General features: G+C 70.6%; 17 protein-coding genes. 6 read left to right on the top strand and 11 right to left on the bottom strand.

The window, feature by feature from the left end; translation table 11 throughout:
* Window positions 1-100: 100 nt before the first annotated feature.
* The 7 genes from HNR28_RS17770 to HNR28_RS17740 form a co-directional block, all read right to left on the bottom strand.
* Window positions 101-505 carry a hypothetical protein gene (locus HNR28_RS17770; protein WP_151024967.1) on the bottom strand — a complete coding sequence of 135 codons (405 nt, stop codon included), beginning with the start codon at window positions 503-505 and terminating at the stop codon, window positions 101-103.
* Window positions 506-656: 151 nt separating this feature from the next.
* Window positions 657-980: a monovalent cation/H(+) antiporter subunit G gene (gene mnhG / locus HNR28_RS17765; RefSeq protein WP_043681672.1), complete on the bottom strand. Its 324-nt coding sequence runs from the start codon at window positions 978-980 to the stop codon at window positions 657-659.
* A complete protein-coding gene (locus tag HNR28_RS17760) occupies window positions 977-1,261 on the bottom strand; it encodes a K+/H+ antiporter subunit F (RefSeq protein WP_043681675.1) in 285 nt (94 codons plus the stop codon). Before HNR28_RS17760 ends, mnhG begins: the two co-directional genes overlap by 4 nt.
* The gene (locus HNR28_RS17755) at window positions 1,258-1,746 is read right to left on the bottom strand and encodes a Na+/H+ antiporter subunit E (protein ID WP_043681678.1); all 489 of its coding nucleotides are present in this window, start codon (window positions 1,744-1,746) and stop codon (window positions 1,258-1,260) included. The genes HNR28_RS17760 and HNR28_RS17755 overlap by 4 nt, the downstream gene beginning before the upstream one ends.
* Window positions 1,743-3,392 carry a monovalent cation/H+ antiporter subunit D gene (locus tag HNR28_RS17750; RefSeq protein ID WP_151024968.1) on the bottom strand — a complete coding sequence of 550 codons (1,650 nt, stop codon included), beginning with the start codon at window positions 3,390-3,392 and terminating at the stop codon, window positions 1,743-1,745. The genes HNR28_RS17755 and HNR28_RS17750 overlap by 4 nt, the downstream gene beginning before the upstream one ends.
* A complete protein-coding gene (locus HNR28_RS17745; RefSeq protein WP_043681681.1) occupies window positions 3,389-3,730 on the bottom strand; it encodes a Na+/H+ antiporter subunit C in 342 nt (113 codons plus the stop codon). The genes HNR28_RS17750 and HNR28_RS17745 overlap by 4 nt, the downstream gene beginning before the upstream one ends.
* Before the next feature lie 2 nt (window positions 3,731-3,732).
* Window positions 3,733-6,633, bottom strand: coding sequence for a monovalent cation/H+ antiporter subunit A (locus HNR28_RS17740; RefSeq protein WP_151024969.1), 2,901 nt, complete (start codon window positions 6,631-6,633; stop codon window positions 3,733-3,735).
* 247 nt (window positions 6,634-6,880) lie between these two features.
* Between HNR28_RS17740 and hemN the strand changes: the two genes are divergently transcribed.
* Window positions 6,881-8,311, top strand: a complete 1,431-nt coding sequence (gene hemN, locus HNR28_RS17735) for an oxygen-independent coproporphyrinogen III oxidase (RefSeq protein ID WP_084330567.1) — start codon at window positions 6,881-6,883, stop codon at window positions 8,309-8,311.
* On the opposite strand, the gene HNR28_RS17730 is transcribed toward hemN, so the two are convergent.
* Complete coding sequence (locus HNR28_RS17730; protein WP_151024970.1) at window positions 8,293-8,733, bottom strand: YbaN family protein; 441 nt, start codon at window positions 8,731-8,733, stop codon at window positions 8,293-8,295. The genes hemN and HNR28_RS17730 overlap by 19 nt on opposite strands.
* Window positions 8,734-8,802: 69 nt before the next feature.
* Here HNR28_RS17730 and HNR28_RS17725 point away from each other — a divergent pair, with 69 nt between their 5' ends.
* Window positions 8,803-9,462: a Crp/Fnr family transcriptional regulator gene (locus HNR28_RS17725; RefSeq protein WP_151024971.1), complete on the top strand. Its 660-nt coding sequence runs from the start codon at window positions 8,803-8,805 to the stop codon at window positions 9,460-9,462.
* A gap of 106 nt (window positions 9,463-9,568) precedes the next feature.
* Here HNR28_RS17725 and HNR28_RS17720 read toward each other — a convergent pair whose 3' ends face one another.
* Window positions 9,569-10,933: a hypothetical protein gene (locus HNR28_RS17720; protein ID WP_151024972.1), complete on the bottom strand. Its 1,365-nt coding sequence runs from the start codon at window positions 10,931-10,933 to the stop codon at window positions 9,569-9,571.
* Between the two features lie 4 nt (window positions 10,934-10,937).
* Window positions 10,938-11,168 (bottom strand): DUF2249 domain-containing protein, encoded by a 231-nt coding sequence (locus HNR28_RS17715; protein WP_043681692.1) that lies wholly within the window; start codon window positions 11,166-11,168, stop codon window positions 10,938-10,940.
* Window positions 11,169-11,492: 324 nt separating this feature from the next.
* Here HNR28_RS17715 and ubiU point away from each other — a divergent pair, with 324 nt between their 5' ends.
* From ubiU to ubiT, 3 genes are all read left to right on the top strand, one after another.
* Window positions 11,493-12,548, top strand: coding sequence for a ubiquinone anaerobic biosynthesis protein UbiU (ubiU, locus tag HNR28_RS17710; RefSeq protein WP_151024973.1), 1,056 nt, complete (start codon window positions 11,493-11,495; stop codon window positions 12,546-12,548).
* Window positions 12,549-12,624: 76 nt separating this feature from the next.
* Window positions 12,625-13,656 carry a U32 family peptidase gene (locus HNR28_RS17705; protein WP_151024974.1) on the top strand — a complete coding sequence of 344 codons (1,032 nt, stop codon included), beginning with the start codon at window positions 12,625-12,627 and terminating at the stop codon, window positions 13,654-13,656.
* A gap of 40 nt (window positions 13,657-13,696) precedes the next feature.
* The gene (gene ubiT / locus HNR28_RS17700; RefSeq protein WP_151024975.1) at window positions 13,697-14,221 is read left to right on the top strand and encodes a ubiquinone anaerobic biosynthesis accessory factor UbiT; all 525 of its coding nucleotides are present in this window, start codon (window positions 13,697-13,699) and stop codon (window positions 14,219-14,221) included.
* A gap of 94 nt (window positions 14,222-14,315) precedes the next feature.
* Here the strand turns inward: ubiT and purU are convergent, their stop codons facing one another.
* Window positions 14,316-15,278, bottom strand: coding sequence for a formyltetrahydrofolate deformylase (gene purU, locus HNR28_RS17695; RefSeq protein WP_151024976.1), 963 nt, complete (start codon window positions 15,276-15,278; stop codon window positions 14,316-14,318).
* Window positions 15,279-15,416: 138 nt separating this feature from the next.
* On the opposite strand from purU, the gene HNR28_RS17690 reads away from it, so the two are divergent.
* On the top strand, window positions 15,417-16,469 hold the full coding sequence (locus HNR28_RS17690) for a GlxA family transcriptional regulator (protein ID WP_244978348.1): 1,053 nt from the start codon (window positions 15,417-15,419) through the stop codon (window positions 16,467-16,469).
* The last annotated feature ends 130 nt before the right edge of the window (window positions 16,470-16,599 follow it).

Genomic DNA, 16,599 nt, shown 5'->3' with positions numbered 1-16,599 from the left:
CCCATGCCGCCGATCCCCGCCGCCGCGTCGCCGGAGCAGCCTGACCACCCGAAAATCACTTCACCAGGCTTGCTGACGAAATGTCCAGGCTAGGGCCCGCTCAGGAGCCGGCGGGCGCCGGGATCGTGATCGTGGTTTCGCGCAGCATGCCGCCGCCCTGGACCGAGCCCTGCGTGCGCGCGTTGGCGTCGTTCATCAGGGTCATGCAGTCCTCGCGCTGGCCGGCGGGCAGGCGGTCGCAGCGCTCGCTGCGGTTGCGCGATTCCACCTGCGGCGCGGGCTGGGTCAGCGCGTCCTGGCGCGCGGCCTGGGCGGCGGCGCCGGCTTCCTTCAGGCAGGCCTGCACGTCGATGCCCGGCGTGCTGTGACAGCGCGCCACGTCCTGCTGGTACTGGCTCTGCGCCTGCGTGCCCGCGGCCTGCGCGGCGGGGGCGAGCAGGGCGGCGCAGCCCAGGCCGGTGGCCAGCAGGGCGGCGCGCAGAGGCGTGTGGAAGGTACGATGCATGATGGACACTCCTTGCGAGAGGATCCCGGGCGGTTCCCGGCCCGGTACAGGGACTCTTTTCGTCGCGCGCGCGGTCCGTTCGAGGTCCGCTCGATCCGTGCGCGGGCTTTGATTCAGTGTACGGGCTTCCCCTAGCGCAAGTGTGACAAAATCATTCGGACTCGTCCGGGCGCGCGCGCTGGCGGCGGCGGGCGCTCTGCATCAGCAGGATGGCGGTGACCGGCGCCGTCATGAACAGGAACAGGCAGATCAGCCATTCGTGGAAGATGGGCCGGTGCTGCAGCAGGCTGGCGACCACGGTGGCCGCCAGCGCGACGCAGAAGGCGCCCATCGTCATGCCCATGGTCGGGGCGTGCATGCGCTCGCGGAAGCTGCGCAGGCGCAGCAGGCCGAGCGATCCGACCAGGGTGACGATGCCCGCCAGGACGAGCAGCAGGGCCACCGGCACGGCGGCCCACAGGGGCAGTCCGGTCATGGCTCGATCACCTCGCCGCGCAGCAGGAACTTGGCCAGGGCGGACGAGCCGACGAAGCCGAACAGCGCGATCAGCAGCGCCACGTCGAAGTACAGGCCGGCCTCGAAGCGCAGGCCCAGCACCAGCAGGATCAGCATGCCGTTGATGTAGAGGGTGTCCAGCGCCAGGACCCGGTCCTCCGCCCCGGGGCCCCGGATCAGGCGGATGGCGGCGCAGCCCAGTCCCAGGGTGAAGCACAGCAGGGCGAAGCCGCCGGCCCAGTACAGTATCGTCGCGCTCATTCAAAGATCTCCATCAGGGGGCGTTCGTAGCGGTCCTGGATGATGCGGGTCAGGCCCTGGGGATCGCTCAGGTCCAGCACGTGCAGGGTCAGCACGTTGCTGTCGGGATCGTGGCCGGCCCAGACGGTGCCCGGGGTGAAGGTGACGATGCAGGCCAGCGTCGCCAGGCCGTGGGGATCGCGGATGCGCAGCGGGATGTCCAGGAACCCCGGCCGGGCGCCGCTCCGGGGGCCGCGCAGGATGAGCAGGCCGACGTCGCGGTTGGAGCGGGCGATGTCGGCGGCCACGTGCCCGGCCAGGCGCAGGGCGGTGAGCGGATGCGACAGGCGCGCGCGCACCGGGCGCAGGATCGGGGCCAGCAGCGCGAGCGCCAGAGCGATGACCGCGCCCAGGATCAGGTGGCCCGCCGACAGGCTGTCGTTCAGCACCAGCCAGAGGATCAGCAGCAGGCAGGCCAGCGGCAGGGCGCGCAGCAGGCGTTTCATCGCGCGCCTCCCGGGGCGTCGCCGGCGGCGGGGAAGAGGTGCGGGTCCTGGCCCAGCACCGCTTCGACGTAGCGGCCCGGCTGGTCCAGGTACCAGGCGGTGTCCTCCAGGTAGGCCATCACCGAGCCGGCCTGCGCCGTCAGCAGGATGCAGGCCGCCAGCAGCACCAGGACGGGGAGGGCCTCGTTCAGCCGCAGGGCCGGGACGTGCAGGTCCTCGGGCACCCAGAACAGGCGCACCCCGCAGCGGCCCAGGGCGATCAGCCCGGCCACGCCCGAGGTCAGCACGGCCGCCACCAGCAGCCAGACGTTGAGGGTGGGGGCGCCGTATTCGGCGGTGCGCAGCGCGGCCGACAGCAGCGAGAATTTCGCCACGAAGCCCGAGAGCGGCGGCAGGCCGATGATCAGCAGGGCGCAGGCGAAGAAGCTCAGGCCCAGGAAGGCCATGGTGGCCGGCAGCGGCACGCCCACCGCCTGGCCGCTCAGGTCGGCGGCGTCGGGGTCGTCGCTCTCGAAGGCTTCCTGGGTGATGGCCAGCATGTCGGCGCCGAAGGACTGGCTGCGCTCGGTCAGCTCCAGCAGCAGGAACAGGGCGCCCAGCGCCAGGACCGAGCTGAGCAGGTAGTACAGGGCCGGGCCGGTGAGGGTGGCGCCGGGCATGCCCAGGGCGGCGAACAGCGTGCCTGAGGAGGTGATGATGGCGTAGGCGGCGATGCGCCGCGCCTGGGTGCTGGCGAGCATGCCCAGGGTGCCGAAGGCCAGGGTGGCGATCCCCGCGGGAAACATCCAGGCGCCGCCGAAGGCCGCCGGGGCGCCGGCCGGCAGCAGCAGCGAGCCGATGCGCAGCAGGGCGTAGATGCCGACCTTGGTCATGATGGCGAACAGCGCGGCCACCGGGGCGCTGGCTTCGGCGTAGGCGTTGGGCAGCCAGAAGTTCAGCGGCCAGGCGGCGGCCTTGATCAGGAAGGCGGCCCCCAGGATCGCCGCCGCGCTGTCGAACAGCTGCCGGTCCGCGCCGCGCAGCGCCAGCGCGCGCACCGACAGGTCGGCCAGGTTCAGCGTGCCGGTGAGGCCGTAGATCAGCGCGATGGCCACGAGCAGCAGGAAGGACGCGATCAGGTTGATGGCGATGTAGTGCAGGGCGGCGCCGACCCGGCGCTTGCCCGAGCCGTGCAGCATCAGGCCGTAGGAGGCGGTCAGCAGGATCTCGAAGAAGACGAAGAGATTGAACAGGTCGCCCGTCAGGAAGGCGCCGTTCAGGCCCATCATGATGAGCAGGAACAGGGCGTGGAAATGGCTGCCCGCCCGGTCCCAGCGGGCCGTGGCGTAGATCCAGGCGCACAGGCCCAGCACCGCCGTCAGGCCCAGCATCAGCGCGGACAGGCGGTCGGCCACCAGCACGATGCCGAAGGGCGCGGGCCAGTTGCCCAGCAGGTAGACGCCCACGCCGCCGGGCCAGTGCGGCGCGCCGATGCCCTGAGTGGCGCGCACCAGCATCAGGGCGCTCAGCGCCATCAGGCCGAGCGCGGTCGCGCCCAGCGTCACGCGCAGCCGCCGCTGGCCGTCGCGGGTGAGCAGCATCAGCGCCGCCGCGAGCAGGGGGATCAGGACCGGCAGGACCGGCAGGTGTTGCAGCCAGAGGCTCATCGGCGGTGTTCCTCGCCGTCCACGTGGTCGGTGTCGCTCATCCCGCGCGAGGCCAGCAGCACCACCAGGAACAGCGCCGTGGTGGCGAAGCCGATGACGATGGCGGTCAGCACCAGCGCCTGGGGCAGGGGATCGGCGTAGCGCGCCGGCTCGGCCCAGGCCGGGTCGATGACCGGCGGGGCGTCCAGCCGCAGCCGCCCCATGGCGAAGATGAACAGGTTGACCGCGTAGGCCAGCAGCGCCAGCCCCATGATGAACTGGAAGGTGCGCGGCCGCAGCAGCAGCCAGACCCCCGAACCCGCGAGCACGCCGATCGCCAGCGCCAGTATCCATTCCATGGTCAGGACTCCTTCAGGGCGGCGTCCGCGGCTTCGGCGAGCTTGCGGTAGAAGCGCAGGGACTGGTGCGCCAGGGCGATGATCATCAGGACCGTCGCGCCCACCACCAGCATGTACACGCCCAGGTCGAACAGCAGCACGCTGGACAGGTGCAGGCGGCCGGCCAGGGGCAGGTCCAGGTCCAGCGCGTGGGCGGCGAGCAGGGGCTTGCCGACCCACCACACCGCCATGGCGGCGGCGCCGGCCACCAGCAGGCCCAGGGCGATCCAGGCCTGCGGCCGGATCAGGGGGCGGGCCTCGACCCAGAGGATGCCGCCCACCATGTACTGCAGGATGATGCCGGTGGCCATGATCAGCCCGCCGATGAAGCCGCCGCCCGGCAGGTTGTGGCCGCGCAGCAGGAAATACAGCGAGATCAGGGTGGAGACCGGCAGCAGCAGCCGCACCAGGACGGCGGGCACGCGCATCGTGCCTTCGGGCAGGGGCGCGTGCAGGTCGGGCTCCTCGAAGGCGGCCGGCGCGCCGCCGCGGTGGCGCAGCGGCGCGGCGATGGTTTCGGCCGGCGGCCGGAAGCGCCGCAGCAGCGCGTAGACGCTCAGGGCCACGACCCCGAGCACGGTGATCTCGCCGAAGGTGTCGAAGGCGCGGAAATCGACCAGGATCACGTTGACCACGTTGGCGCCGCCGCCCAGCGGCCAGGCCTGCTGCACGAAATAGGCGGCGATGCTGTCGTGCGCCGAGGGCCGCGTCATCATGACGTAGGCCAGCACCGCCATCGTGGCGCCCGCGGCCACGGCCACGAGGAAGTCGCGCCGCCGGCGCCAGCGCGTCGCGCGGGGCGTGGGGCCGGGGAATTCCTCGATGCGCGGCGGCAGCCAGCGCAGCCCCAGCAGGATCAGCACGGTGGTGACGACCTCGACCGTGAGCTGGGTGAGGGCCAGGTCCGGGGCCGACAGCCAGGCGAAGGTGACGCAGGTGACCAGGCCGGCCGCGCCGGCCAGCATCAGCGAGGCGGCGCGGTGGTACTTGGCCTGGTAGGCCGCGGCCAGGGCGCAGGCGCCGCCCGCCAGCCACATCAGGCCGAAGGACCATTGCGCCGGCGTGGTGGCGGTGGTGCGCGGCCACCAGCCGCCCGGCAGCAGCGGCAGCAGCGCCACCGCCCCGACGGCCAGCATCAGCAGCAGCACCTGGGGCTGCAGGCGCTGGGTCTGCAGCCCGCTCAGCAGCCAGGCCGAGCCGGCGTCGATGGCTTCCAGGGCGGCCTCGAAGGACTGGCGTCCGTCCAGGCGGTAGATCAGGGGCACCTGGCCCGGCGCGCGGCGGTCGCGCTTGCGCAGCGCCAGGTACAGGCCGATGCCGGCGACCATGGCGGCCAGGCTCATCAGCAGGGGCAGGTTCAGGCCGTGCCAGAGCTGCAGGTCGTAGACCGGCGTGCGCTCGCCCAGCAGGGCGCGCATGACCAGCGTCAGGACGGGTTCGAGGATCAGCGCGGGCAGGATGCCGACGGCCAGGCAGAACAGCACCAGCACCGCGCAGGGGATCAGCATCATGCGGGGCGGGTCGTGCGGCGTGCGCGGCAGTTCCGCCGCCGGCGGGCCGAAGAACACCTGCAGGATGAAGCGCAGCGAATATGCCACGCTGAAGGCGCCGGCCACCACGGCGGCGATCGGCAGGCCCCAGCGGCTGGCCCAGTGGCCGGTGACGAAGACGGTTTCGGCGAAGAACATTTCCTTCGAGATGAAGCCGTTGAGCAGGGGCACGCCCGCCATGGCCGCGGCCGACACCATGGCCAGCGTCGCGGTCAGCGGCATCAGGGTGCGCAGGCCGGACAGGCGGGTCAGGTCGCGGGTGCCGCTTTCATGGTCCACGATCCCGGCCGCCATGAACAGGGACGCCTTGAAGGTGGCGTGGTTGATGATGTGGAAGACCGCGGCCACCAGGGCCAGGCGGCTGTTCATGCCCAGCAGCAGCGTGATCAGGCCCAGGTGGCTGATGGTGGAATAGGCCAGTACGCCCTTCATGTCGCGCTGGAAGGTGGCGGCGTAGGCGCCCAGCAGCAGCGAGCACAGGCCCGCGCCGCCGATGATCCAGGTCCACCAGTCGGTGCCCGAGAAGATCGGCCAGAAGCGCGCCAGCAGGAAGACGCCCGCCTTCACCATGGTGGCCGAGTGCAGGTAGGCCGACACCGGGGTGGGCGCGGCCATGGCGTTGGGCAGCCAGAAATGGAAGGGGAACTGGGCGCTTTTCGTGAGCGCGCCCACGGCCAGCAGCACCAGCAGGATCGGATACCAGCGGTGCCCCCGGATCGCCGTGGCGGCCGCCAGCACCGCGTCCAGGTCGTAGCTGCCGACGATGTGGCCGATGATGAGCATGCTGGCGAGCAGGCAGAAGCCGCCGGTGCCGGTCACCAGCAGGGCCATGCGCGCGCCGCGGCGCGCGTCCATGCGGTGGTGCCAGTAGCCGATCAGCATGAACGAGGACAGGCTGGTCAGTTCCCAGAACACCAGCAGCTGGATCAGGTTGCCGGCCAGCACCACGCCCAGCATGGCGCCCATGAAGCTCAGCAGGAAGGCGAAGAACCGCGGGACCGGGTCCTGGGCCGACAGGTAGTAGTGGGCGTACAGGGCGATCAGGGCGCCCATGGCCGAGATGATCACGGAGAACAGCCAGGCGTAGCCGTCCATGCGCAGGGTCAGGTCCACCCCCAGAGTCGGGATCCAGGGCAGGCTGAGCTTGATGACGCCCGCGGCCGCGACCCCGGGCGTGAGCCACAGCGTCAGGACCAGGCAGGCCAGCGCGCTGCCGCCCGCCAGCCAGGCCCCCGCGCGGCGCGCGGTCGCCGGCAGCAGCGAGGCGCACAGGCTGCCGGCAAACGGGATCGCGAGGATCAGGGTCAGGAGCATGGACGGGATGATACGGGAATCGGGAAAGGGCGGCCCGAGGCGCCCGCCGGGCGGGGTGCCCGACGCGGGCGCCGGGCCCGGGCGGGCGCGTCCGGAAGCCCCCAATGATACGCGAAGACGCCCCCTTGACTTGAGTCAAGTTGGTTTGTCCACTTTTGCGGGACACTATGTTGAAATGTAGAACAATGCCGCCTGAAACACCGGTCCCCGGTTGCCGGGGCGGCCTTGTCGCAGGAATCCATCATCAATGACGACCACCGAATCCCCTGTCGCAGCCTCCGATCCGGAGACCATCGCCTTTCCCGACCTGGAAATCTCCGAGGCCCTGATCCGCCGCTTCGACCAGTCCGGCCCGCGCTACACCTCGTACCCGACGGCCGACCGCTTCCGGCAGGAATACCCGGCGTCGGCCTACATCGCCCACCTGGACCGCCGGGCGGCGGCCGAGCAGGCGCCGCCCCTGTCGGTCTACGTGCACCTGCCGTTCTGCGAATCGCTGTGCTATTTCTGCGCCTGCAACAAGATCATCACCCAGGACCACAGCCGCTCGGCCGAATACCTGGACATCCTGTACCAGGAAATGGACCAGGTCGGCCCGCACCTGGGCCGCCACAGGCGCGCGGTGCAGCTGCACCTGGGCGGCGGCACGCCGACCTTCCTGAGCGCGGCCGAACTGACCGCGCTGATGGACCGCATCCGGCGCCATGTCGATTTCACCCCCGACGCCGAGCTGGGCGTGGAGATCGACCCGCGCACCGTCACGCCCGCCTCGCTCGCCATGCTGGCCGGACTGGGCTTCAACCGCACCAGCTTCGGCGTCCAGGACTTCGATCCGCTGGTGCAGGCGGCGGTCAACCGCATCCAGCCCTACGACATGGTGCGCACGGCCCTGCAGGCCAGCCGGGACAACGGCTTCCAGTCCATCAACGCCGACCTGATCTACGGCCTGCCCAAGCAGACCCTGGACAGCTTCAGCCGCACCCTGGACCAGCTGATCGAACTCTCGCCCGACCGCATCGCCCTCTACAACTACGCCCACCTGCCCGACCGCTTCAAGGCGCAGCGCCTGATCCACGCCGAAGACCTGCCCAGCGCCGACACGCGCATGGGCATCTTCCTGATGTCGGTGCGCCGCCTGCTGGCGGCGGGCTACGTCTACATCGGGCTGGACCACTTCGCCAAGCCCGACGACGAGCTCAACCTGGCGCGCCTGAACCACAGCCTGCACCGCAATTTCCAGGGCTACACCACGCGCGCGGAATGCGACCTGGTGGGGTTCGGCATTTCGGCCATCGGCAAGATCGGCGACGCCTACATCCAGAACCACCATTCGCTGAACGCCTACCGCGACTGCCTCGCCCGCGGCGAGCTGCCCACGGCCAAGGGCCTCGACCTGAGCCCCGAGGACGCCCTGCGCCGCGAGGTCATCATGACCATCATGTGCAGCATGCCGCTGGACTTCGCCGCCTTCGAGGCGCATCACGGCCGCTCCTTCGAGTCCTGTTTCCCGGATGAGCTGGACCGCCTGCGCCCCTACGCGGACGCCGGCCTGCTGGAACTGGACGCGCGCGGACTGCGGGTGCTGCCCAAGGGCCGGGTGTTCGTGCGGGCGCTGGCGATGGTGTTCGATCAATACATCCGCCGCCCGCGGGTGGCGACCTATTCCCGGTTGATCTGATCAGGGCAGGTCGGCTCGGGACGGCTCCGATCGGGGCCGTCCGGCGCGTTGCCCGCCCATCCGCCCGGGCGGGTGGGCAGGCGCCACAGATAGAACGTCACGCCGATGCCCGGGATCAGCAGCAGCCAGCGCGCCCAGGGCACCGGCATGAACCAGGCCGACAGGGCCAGAGAAGGCCACATCAAGGCCAGGGCAATGCATTTGCTGCGCAAGGGGATGCCGCGCCCCGCCTGAAAGTCGCGGATGTACGGACCGAGGATGCGATGGGACATCAACCAGGCATGCATGCGCGCCGAGCCGCGCAGGAAGCAGAAAGCCGCCAGCAGCAGGAACGGGGTGGTGGGCAGCAGGGGCAGGAAGATGCCCAGCACGCCCAGAGCCAGGGCCACGCAGCCCAGGAAGGTAAAGAGGGCGCGGATCATCGTACTGGCGATTCTATCAATCCGTGGCGCCCGCGGGGCGGCGGAGACGACCGCTCGCGCCACGCGCGGATGCGCGACCTGCTTTCGCAGGTGCCGCTGTTCAACGAACTGCCGCCGCAGGACCTGGAGCCCATCGCCCGGGGCACCAGCGAGATCAGTGCCGTGCGCGGGGACATCATCTTCCGGCGCGGCGACCCGTGCGTGGGTTTCCACGTGGTGGTCTACGGCCAGGTGAAGCTGCTGTTCGTCTCGAATTCGGGGGTGGAGCGCGTCGTGCGCCTGATCGGGCCGGGCGACGGTTTCGGCGAGGCGCTGATGTTCATGGGCCAGGACTATATCGTCACCGCCGAGGCCCTGCGCGACACCCTGCTGCTGCACGTGGGGCGCGACGCGCTGTTCGACCAGCTGGACCGCAATCCGGGCATGGCGCGCAAGATGCTGGCCGGCCTGAGCCGGCGCCTGTACAGCCTGATGGGCGACGTCGAGGCCTACACCCTGCACACCGGCGCCCAGCGCCTGATCACCTACCTGCTGCGCGAATGGCGCGGCGAGGTCGGCCAGCCCTTCCGCATCGAGATCAGCAAGGCCGTCGTCGCCTCGCGCCTGAACCTGACGCCGGAGCACTTCTCCCGCATCCTGCGCGACCTGAGCGACCGCCGCCTGATCCGCGTGCGCGGCCGCGAATACACCATCCTGGACCCCAACGGACTGAAGAGTTATAAGGGATGAGACAGGACACGTGACAGTCCCCTGCGGACTGTCACGTGCCTGACGAATCGGAGCGGCCTGCAGGCCGCGACGTGGGGGGATGCCGCGGTTGAGGGAACCCTGCGGTCTATCCTGAGCGGCCTGCGGGCCGCGACGTGGGGGCATGATGCGGCAGCGCCGCCATCGCCCGCAGCGTCCTGCGGTAGAGCCGCAGCGCGCGGCCGATGTTCCAGGCCAGGGCCGCCGCCGAGACGATCTGCAGCGGGCCGGCCGCCAGCGCCGCCGGCATCCAGCCGGCCGCCGCCAGCGCCCAGCACAGGACCACGGCGACATGGGCGGCCCATTGCCAGCGGGCTGGGCGCTCGCCGATGTAGGCGGCCATCTTGGGCAGGACCTTGAGGTAGACGCGCGCCTGGGCCGGGTCGCGGTCGGGCACGATCATGGCGTCCTGGGCGTGCTTCCACAGCAGGAAGGGCACGATCTTGTACAGCATCCCGTTCACCACCGAGCCCAGCACTCCCGCGATCATCATCACGCCCAGCACCGCGGCCGCGCGCGGGGACTGCCCGTGCGTCATCCAGATCCAGAGCGGCGCGCAGGCCAGCAGGCTGAGCATGCCCGCGTACCAGAACAGCGTCGTGGCCTCCGGCGCCGGCCGCTTGCGCGTCCACAGCAGCCGCAGCGTGACGCCGGCCCACAGCGCGTAGGCGCCGACCAGCAGCAGTTCCGCCGTTTCCCGCATCAGCCGGGGCAGGCCGGCGGAGGCGTCCAGCGCCGTCCAGGCCAGCAGCAGGCCGGGGATCAGCAGCGGCAGCCAGCGCGAGAGCGGCTTGGGGTAGAGCTCCGTCACCTGGAAGATCGGCAGCAGCTGGAAGGACATGCCCATCAGCAGCAGGCCGCCCCAGCCGGCCAGACCCCACAGCACGTGGGCGTCGATCCAGTCGGGCAGGGGCCATCCCAGACCCAGCGACAGCGCCAGGACCAGGCCGATCAGCACCGTACAGGACAGAGCGATCAGCGCCCCGCGCACCGGCACGAGGATTTCCCGGGCGCCCTTGTAGACCTGGCGCCGGTGCCGCCAGAGCGCCCGCGCCACGGCCGCCAGGTACAGCGCGAAGGCCGGGCCGAGCAGGGCGGCGGCGCCGACCCAGGCGGCCGGCCACCAGCCCAGGAAACCCGCCGCCAGCAGCAGCGTGCCGGCGGTCAGCAGCGCGTGCGTCAGGCCCGCGACCGCGCGGGCGGCGCCCACCGGGACGTTGCAGGCGACCGCCAGGATCTGCAGCAGGGCGCCCAGCATGGCGCTGCCCAGCACGCCCAGGGTCCACAGGTGGGTGAGGGCCAGCGCGGCGCCGTTCCAGCGCGAGGCGAAGGCCTGCGGCCCGGCCCAGGCGGCCAGCAGGCCGGCCAGCAGGGCGAACAGCGGCACGTTCAGGAAAAAGGGCAGGGGCACGCCCAGCGCGGGCGTCTTGTCGAAATCCAGGGCGCGCTGCATCGTCTTATTTTGCGTCGTACCAGATCGTGACCTGGAAGTGCGTGTCCTCGAAGGTGCAGCAATGCTGGAAGCCGTCGCGGTCCAGGATGGTGTAGAGCGGATACGGCTCGCGGTCGATGAGCATGTGCAGGCGCTGGCCCGGGGCCAGATCGGCCAGGGCTTCCAGGCAATGTTCCAGCGGCTCGGGCGGGGGCATCGAACGTACGTCGAGGGTCAGGTCGGGAGGAGGGGCCATGGGGGTTCCGGGAATGGGCGCGCGCCGTCGGTGGCGTTACCTTACACGATCCCCCGGCCGGCGTGGGCCAAGACCGTGCCCCGGGTGCTGTTACCCCGTCCGGCGGGGTCGTTCCTGCCTTGGGGCGGTTCAAGAGAAAAAGATCCTGCTGCAAACATGTCCCGCGGCGAAAGACCTGGCGGCAAAAACCCTGTGCAAAAGTCAGGATGCACGCTTCTTGATCCGGATTAAGGTCCGATGCCGCCCGAGAGGGCATAGTTCCCGGTATTGCCGAAGCGGGGCCCGGCGGTTCGCCCCGCCACGAATCCTCTGGATGCGCCTCCCATGTCAGCCCTTCCCGAATCTCACCGTCCCGGCGTGGTGCCCCGTCACGACCTGTCGGATTTTGAACTCGTCTGTCCCGCGGGCAGCCTGCCGGCCCTGAAAGCCGCGGTGGACGAAGGCGCCGACTGCGTCTACCTGGGGTTCCGCGACGCGACCAACGCGCGCAACTTCGCCGGCCTGAATTTCGACGCCGCCGCCATCGCCGAGGGCATCCGCTACGCCCACGACCGCAAGCGCAAGGTGCTGCTGGCCCTGAACACCTATCCGCAGCCCGACGGCTGGCAGCTGTGGCGGGACGCCGTGGACCGCGCGGCCGGCGCCGGCGTGGACGCCGTCATCATGGCCGATCCGGGCCTGATGGCCTACGCCTGCGAGCGCTACCCCGGCCTGCGGCTGCACCTGTCGGTGCAGGGCTCCGCCACCAACTACGAGGCCATCCGCTTCTACCACGAGCGCTTCGGGGTGGCGCGCGCCGTGCTGCCGCGCGTGCTGTCGGTGGCCCAGGTGCAGCAGGTCTGCGAAAACACCCCGGTCGAGATCGAGGTCTTCGGCTTCGGCAGCCTGTGCGTCATGGTCGAGGGCCGCTGCGCCCTGTCGTCCTACGCCACGGGCGAATCGCCCAACACGCACGGCGTCTGTTCGCCGGCCAAGCACGTGCGCTGGCAGCAGACGGAGCGGGGCCTGGAATCGCGCCTGAACGGCGTGCTGATCGACCGCTACGACGACGGCGAGAACGCCGGCTACCCCACCCTGTGCAAGGGCCGCTTCGACGTGGCGGGCGAAAACTACTACGCGCTGGAAGAACCCACCAGCCTCAACACCCTGGAACTGCTGCCGCGGCTGATGGCCATGGGCGTGCGGGCGATCAAGATCGAAGGCCGCCAGCGCAGCCCGGCCTACACCGCCCAGGTCACCCGGGTCTGGCGCCAGGCCATCGACCAGGCGCGCAGCAGCCCGTCCCGCTACTCGGTGCATCCGTCCTGGATGGCCGAACTGAACAAGGTCGCCGAAGGCCAGCAGCACACGCTGGGCGCCTACCACCGGCCCTGGAAATGATCCCGCGCGGGGCGCGCGCCCGGCCGGCCTCGCCGGAGGCGCCCGCCGCCCCGCCATTGCGCACAAGGAAACCGTCATGAAAATCGCCCTGGGGCCCCTGCAATACTACTGGCCCCGCGTCACCACCCTGGAGTTCTACGCCGCCGTGCGCGACTGGCCGGTGGACATCGTCTACCTGGGAGAAACCGTCTGTTCGCGGCGCCACGAGCTGCGCCTGCCCGACTGGATCGAGGTCGCCGACATGCTGGCCGAGGCCGGCAAGACGCCCGTGCTGTCCACCCAGGTCCTGCTGGAATCAGGCAACGACCTGAACACCCTGCGCAAGATCACCGAGAACGAACGCTACTGCGTCGAGGCCAACGACATGGGGGCGGTGCAGCAGATGAGGGGCAGGCTCCCCGCCGCCGGGCCGTCCCAAGGCGGGGACGGCCCCCTCGGGGGGCGGCAAGCCGCGGGCGCCGCGGGGGGGCCTTCATTCGTCGCCGGCCCGTTCCTCAACATCTACAGCAAGCCCACCCTGGACGTGATCGCCGGCCAGGGCGCGATCCGCTGGGTCATGCCGCTGGAAATGGGCCGCGCCGGCCTGGCGCAGCTGCAGCGGGACCGGCCCGCCGGCCTGCAGACCGAGGTCTTCGCCTACGGCCGCATGCCGCTGGCCTTCTCCGCCCGCTGCTTCACCGCGCGCAACCGCAATTTCCCCAAGGACAACTGCCAGTACGTCTGCATGGACCACCCGGACGGCCTGCTGCTCGAAACCAAGGAATCGCAGGCCTTCCTCACGATCAACGGCATCCAGACCCAGTCGGCGCTGGTCTACACGCTGATCCACGCGCTCGACGAGCTGCGCGGCCTGGGCGTGGACGTGGTGCGCCTGAGCCCCCAGTCGCAGCACATGGACCAGGTCGTGACGGCCTTCCGCGCCGTGCTCGACGGCCGCGAGACGGCCGACGAGGCGCACCGGCGCCTGGTGCCGCTGATGCCGGCCGGTCCCTGCAACGGCTACTGGCATGGCCGCGCCGGCCTGGACATGGTCCTGGCCGGCGAAGTCGTCGTGTCGCAGGCCCCGGATGCGCGCACGCCGGGAGTCAAGGCGCGCAGCGCCGCCTGACGCCTCCCGTTTTCCGATTTCCTCCCACGAGCCCGAGACCATGCAAAATCCCTCCACCCCCGCCTACCGCATCCCCGAACCCGTGGCCCGGGTGCTCGGGCGCCTGCCCCGCTATCCGGGCTCGCTGCTCTTCGTCACCGGGCTGAACCTGGTGCTGGCCCGCCACCTGCACCCCGACACCCTGCACATGCTGGAAGGCCGCTCGCTGCGCATCCACGTGGCGGATGCGGGGCTGCGCTTCGACTACACCTGGCGCGACGGCGCCTTCCGGGCGGCGCGGCACGACGTGGCCGAGCCCGACCTGACCTTCCGCGCCGACGCCTGGGATTTCCACTGCCTGCTGCAGCGCCGGGAAGACCCGGACACGCTGTTCTTCAGCCGCCGCCTGGTGATCGAGGGCGATACCGAGCTGGGCCTGATGGTGAAGAACACGCTGGATTCCATCGACATGGCGGTGTTCCAGCCGCGCACCGTGCTGCGCGACGTCGCGCTGGCGCTGCGCCAGCGCCTGGCGCCCCGGACCCGGCCGTTCGCGCCCGGCACCGGCATCGTCCGGGACCGGTAGCCGGCCCCGGTCCGCGCGGCCGGAAGGCTCGCGGGAAACCCGGCGCGGGATGGGGGCCCCGCGCCGCGCGGCCCGGGGTCTGCGCGCCGCGGGCTCAGAGCACGATGGTGCGGTGCCCGCTGATGAACACGCGCCGTTCGGTGTAGGTCTTGACGGCGCGGGCGAGCGCCTGGCATTCCAGGTGGCGGCCGATGGCGAGCAGCTGGTCGGGATCCTGGGTGTGGTCCACGGGCTCGACCACCTGCTCGATGATGGGGCCCTCGTCCAGATCGTCGGTGACGAAGTGCGCCGTGGCGCCGATCACCTTGACGCCGCGCTCGTAGGCCTGGTGGTAGGGCCGCGCGCCCTTGAAGCCGGGCAGGAAGGAATGGTGGATGTTGATCGCGCGGCCGGCCAGCGCCTTGCTGGTTTCCGGGCCCAGGATCTGCATGTAGCGGGCGAGGACGACCAGCTCGGCGCCGCTCGCGTCCGCCAGTTCCAGGATTGCGGCCTCCTGCTGCCGGCGGTTGTCGTGGCCGACCGGCAGGTGGTGGAATTCGATGCCGGCGGCCTGGGCGTGGCCGCGCAGGGTGTCGTGGTTGGAGGCGATCGCCGCGATCTCCATGCGCAGTTCGCCCATGCGGGTGCGGAACAGCAGGTCCGCCAGGCAGTGTTCCAGTTTCGACACCAGGATCAGCACCTTGGGGCGCAGGGACAGGTCGTGGATCGCCCAGCGCATGGAAAAGCGCCGCGCCAGCGCCTCGAAGTCCCGGTTCAGGGAGGCGCAGTCCAGCGCCTGCGGGCCTTCAGTGTGGAAGACGCAGCGCACGAAGAAGCGCCGGGTGCTTTTCTCGTCGAAGACCGTGAATTCGTCGATGTAGCCCTGGCGCTGGTCCAGGAAGGACACGATGGCGGCCACCTGGCCGGCCTGGCTGGGGCAGGAGACGGTCAGGCAGAACGGCGACGTGGCGGGTCCCGCTTCGGGCGCCGCGCCGGGCGACGGGGCATGGGATGATGCCGGGGATGTGGCATGGGACGAGGCATGGGACGAGGCGTGGGACGAGGGGGGGATTTGCATGGGGCGCTCCTTCCTGTTTTTCATGGGCCGTGCGGTGTGCCGGCGTTTCTTGCAGCGCCCACTACACCATCAAGCCGCGCGCCTGACTAGAATGGAAACGTCATGGCGCTTGAACCGACTGGCAGGAGTGGGAATCGAATGGACAAGGGACCGGTGCGCTTCGGCTTCATCCTGCTGCCGCATTTCACGCTGACGGCCTTTTCCGGCATGCTCGACGTGCTGCGCCTGGCCGGCGACGAGGGCGACCACAGCCGCCCCCTGCGCTGTTCCTGGCAGGTGATCGACGAGACCCTGACGCCGGTGCGCTCCAGCAGCGGCATCCAGGTCGTGCCCTCGGAAACGCTGGGCGACCCGGCCCGCTTCGACTATCTGGTGGTGGTCGGCGGCCTGCTGACGCGCCCGCCCGTCAATCCCGGCCTGCTGGAATTCATCCGCCAGGCCGCGCGCGCCGACGTCACCCTGGTGGGCCTGTGCACCGGCGTGTTCACCCTGATGCAGGCCGGCGTGCTCGCCGGGCACCGCATCTGCATCAGCTGGTTCCATTACTGGGATTTCCTGGAGCGCTTTCCCGCGACCGACCCCGGCCTGGTGTGCGCCGACCGGCTGTACGTCTTCGACCGGCGGCGCATCACCTGCTCGGGCGGGCGCGCCTCGATCGACGTGGCCGCCGAGATCCTGGGCCGGCACATCGACCGCTCGATCGTGCAGAAGGCGCTGCGCATCCTGCAGGTCGACGACGCCGGCCGGGCCAACGCCGCCCAGCCCCTGCCGCCGGGCGCCCAGCCCGCCACGCATCCGGTGGTGCGCCGCGCGGTGCTGCTCATGGAGCAGCACGTCGGCCGGGCGCTGGGCCTGGGCGAGCTGGCCGGCCGGCTGGGGATCTCCGTGCGCCACCTGGAGCGGCTCTTCAAGGAAGCCACCGGCCAGAGCCCGCAGGCCTATGCCCGCGGCATCCGCCTGCGCCTGGCGGCCTGGATGCTGACGCACACCCAGAAGACCATTTCCGCCATCGCCTCGGACTGCGGCTTTTCCGACGCCTCGCACCTGGGCCGCGAGTTCCGTGCCGCCTTCCTCATGTCGCCCAGCGCCTGGCGCGAGCGCGCGCAGCTGCCCGACGCGCTGCTGCCGCCGCGGGGCGGCGAGGCCGACACCCTGAGCGAGGTCTTCCCCGATCGCCGCGAGTTCTTCTGAACCGCCGGATTCTTCCAACGGGTTGGCGGAAAAGTTCTAGCCTGGATTTTTCACCAAAAGGAATCGGCACATCCCTGAAACCCGCATAAAATCAAGGTGCGAACAAGATTTTGGGGAAAGATGTGCCGAT

This window comes from Castellaniella defragrans (assembly GCF_014203015.1).
Lineage (GTDB): Bacteria > Pseudomonadota > Gammaproteobacteria > Burkholderiales > Burkholderiaceae_B > Castellaniella > Castellaniella defragrans.
This window is presented reverse-complemented; position numbering and strand designations above follow the sequence as displayed.

Bases quoted from the DNA above. Each gene is read 5' to 3' on its own strand.
- HNR28_RS17770 (WP_151024967.1), bottom strand. From the start codon at position 505: ATGCATCGTACCTTCCACACGCCTCTGCGCGCCGCCCTGCTGGCCACC.
- mnhG (WP_043681672.1), bottom strand. From the start codon at position 980: ATGACCGGACTGCCCCTGTGGGCCGCCGTGCCGGTGGCCCTGCTGCTC.
- HNR28_RS17760 (WP_043681675.1), bottom strand. From the start codon at position 1,261: ATGAGCGCGACGATACTGTACTGGGCCGGCGGCTTCGCCCTGCTGTGC.
- HNR28_RS17755 (WP_043681678.1), bottom strand. From the start codon at position 1,746: ATGAAACGCCTGCTGCGCGCCCTGCCGCTGGCCTGCCTGCTGCTGATC.
- HNR28_RS17750 (WP_151024968.1), bottom strand. From the start codon at position 3,392: ATGAGCCTCTGGCTGCAACACCTGCCGGTCCTGCCGGTCCTGATCCCC.
- HNR28_RS17745 (WP_043681681.1), bottom strand. From the start codon at position 3,730: ATGGAATGGATACTGGCGCTGGCGATCGGCGTGCTCGCGGGTTCGGGG.
- HNR28_RS17740 (WP_151024969.1), bottom strand. From the start codon at position 6,633: ATGCTCCTGACCCTGATCCTCGCGATCCCGTTTGCCGGCAGCCTGTGC.
- hemN (WP_084330567.1), top strand. From the start codon at position 6,881: ATGACGACCACCGAATCCCCTGTCGCAGCCTCCGATCCGGAGACCATC.
- HNR28_RS17730 (WP_151024970.1), bottom strand. From the start codon at position 8,733: ATGATCCGCGCCCTCTTTACCTTCCTGGGCTGCGTGGCCCTGGCTCTG.
- HNR28_RS17725 (WP_151024971.1), top strand. From the start codon at position 8,803: ATGCGCGACCTGCTTTCGCAGGTGCCGCTGTTCAACGAACTGCCGCCG.
- HNR28_RS17720 (WP_151024972.1), bottom strand. From the start codon at position 10,933: ATGCAGCGCGCCCTGGATTTCGACAAGACGCCCGCGCTGGGCGTGCCC.
- HNR28_RS17715 (WP_043681692.1), bottom strand. From the start codon at position 11,168: ATGGCCCCTCCTCCCGACCTGACCCTCGACGTACGTTCGATGCCCCCG.
- ubiU (WP_151024973.1), top strand. From the start codon at position 11,493: ATGTCAGCCCTTCCCGAATCTCACCGTCCCGGCGTGGTGCCCCGTCAC.
- HNR28_RS17705 (WP_151024974.1), top strand. From the start codon at position 12,625: ATGAAAATCGCCCTGGGGCCCCTGCAATACTACTGGCCCCGCGTCACC.
- ubiT (WP_151024975.1), top strand. From the start codon at position 13,697: ATGCAAAATCCCTCCACCCCCGCCTACCGCATCCCCGAACCCGTGGCC.
- purU (WP_151024976.1), bottom strand. From the start codon at position 15,278: ATGCAAATCCCCCCCTCGTCCCACGCCTCGTCCCATGCCTCGTCCCAT.
- HNR28_RS17690 (WP_244978348.1), top strand. From the start codon at position 15,417: ATGGACAAGGGACCGGTGCGCTTCGGCTTCATCCTGCTGCCGCATTTC.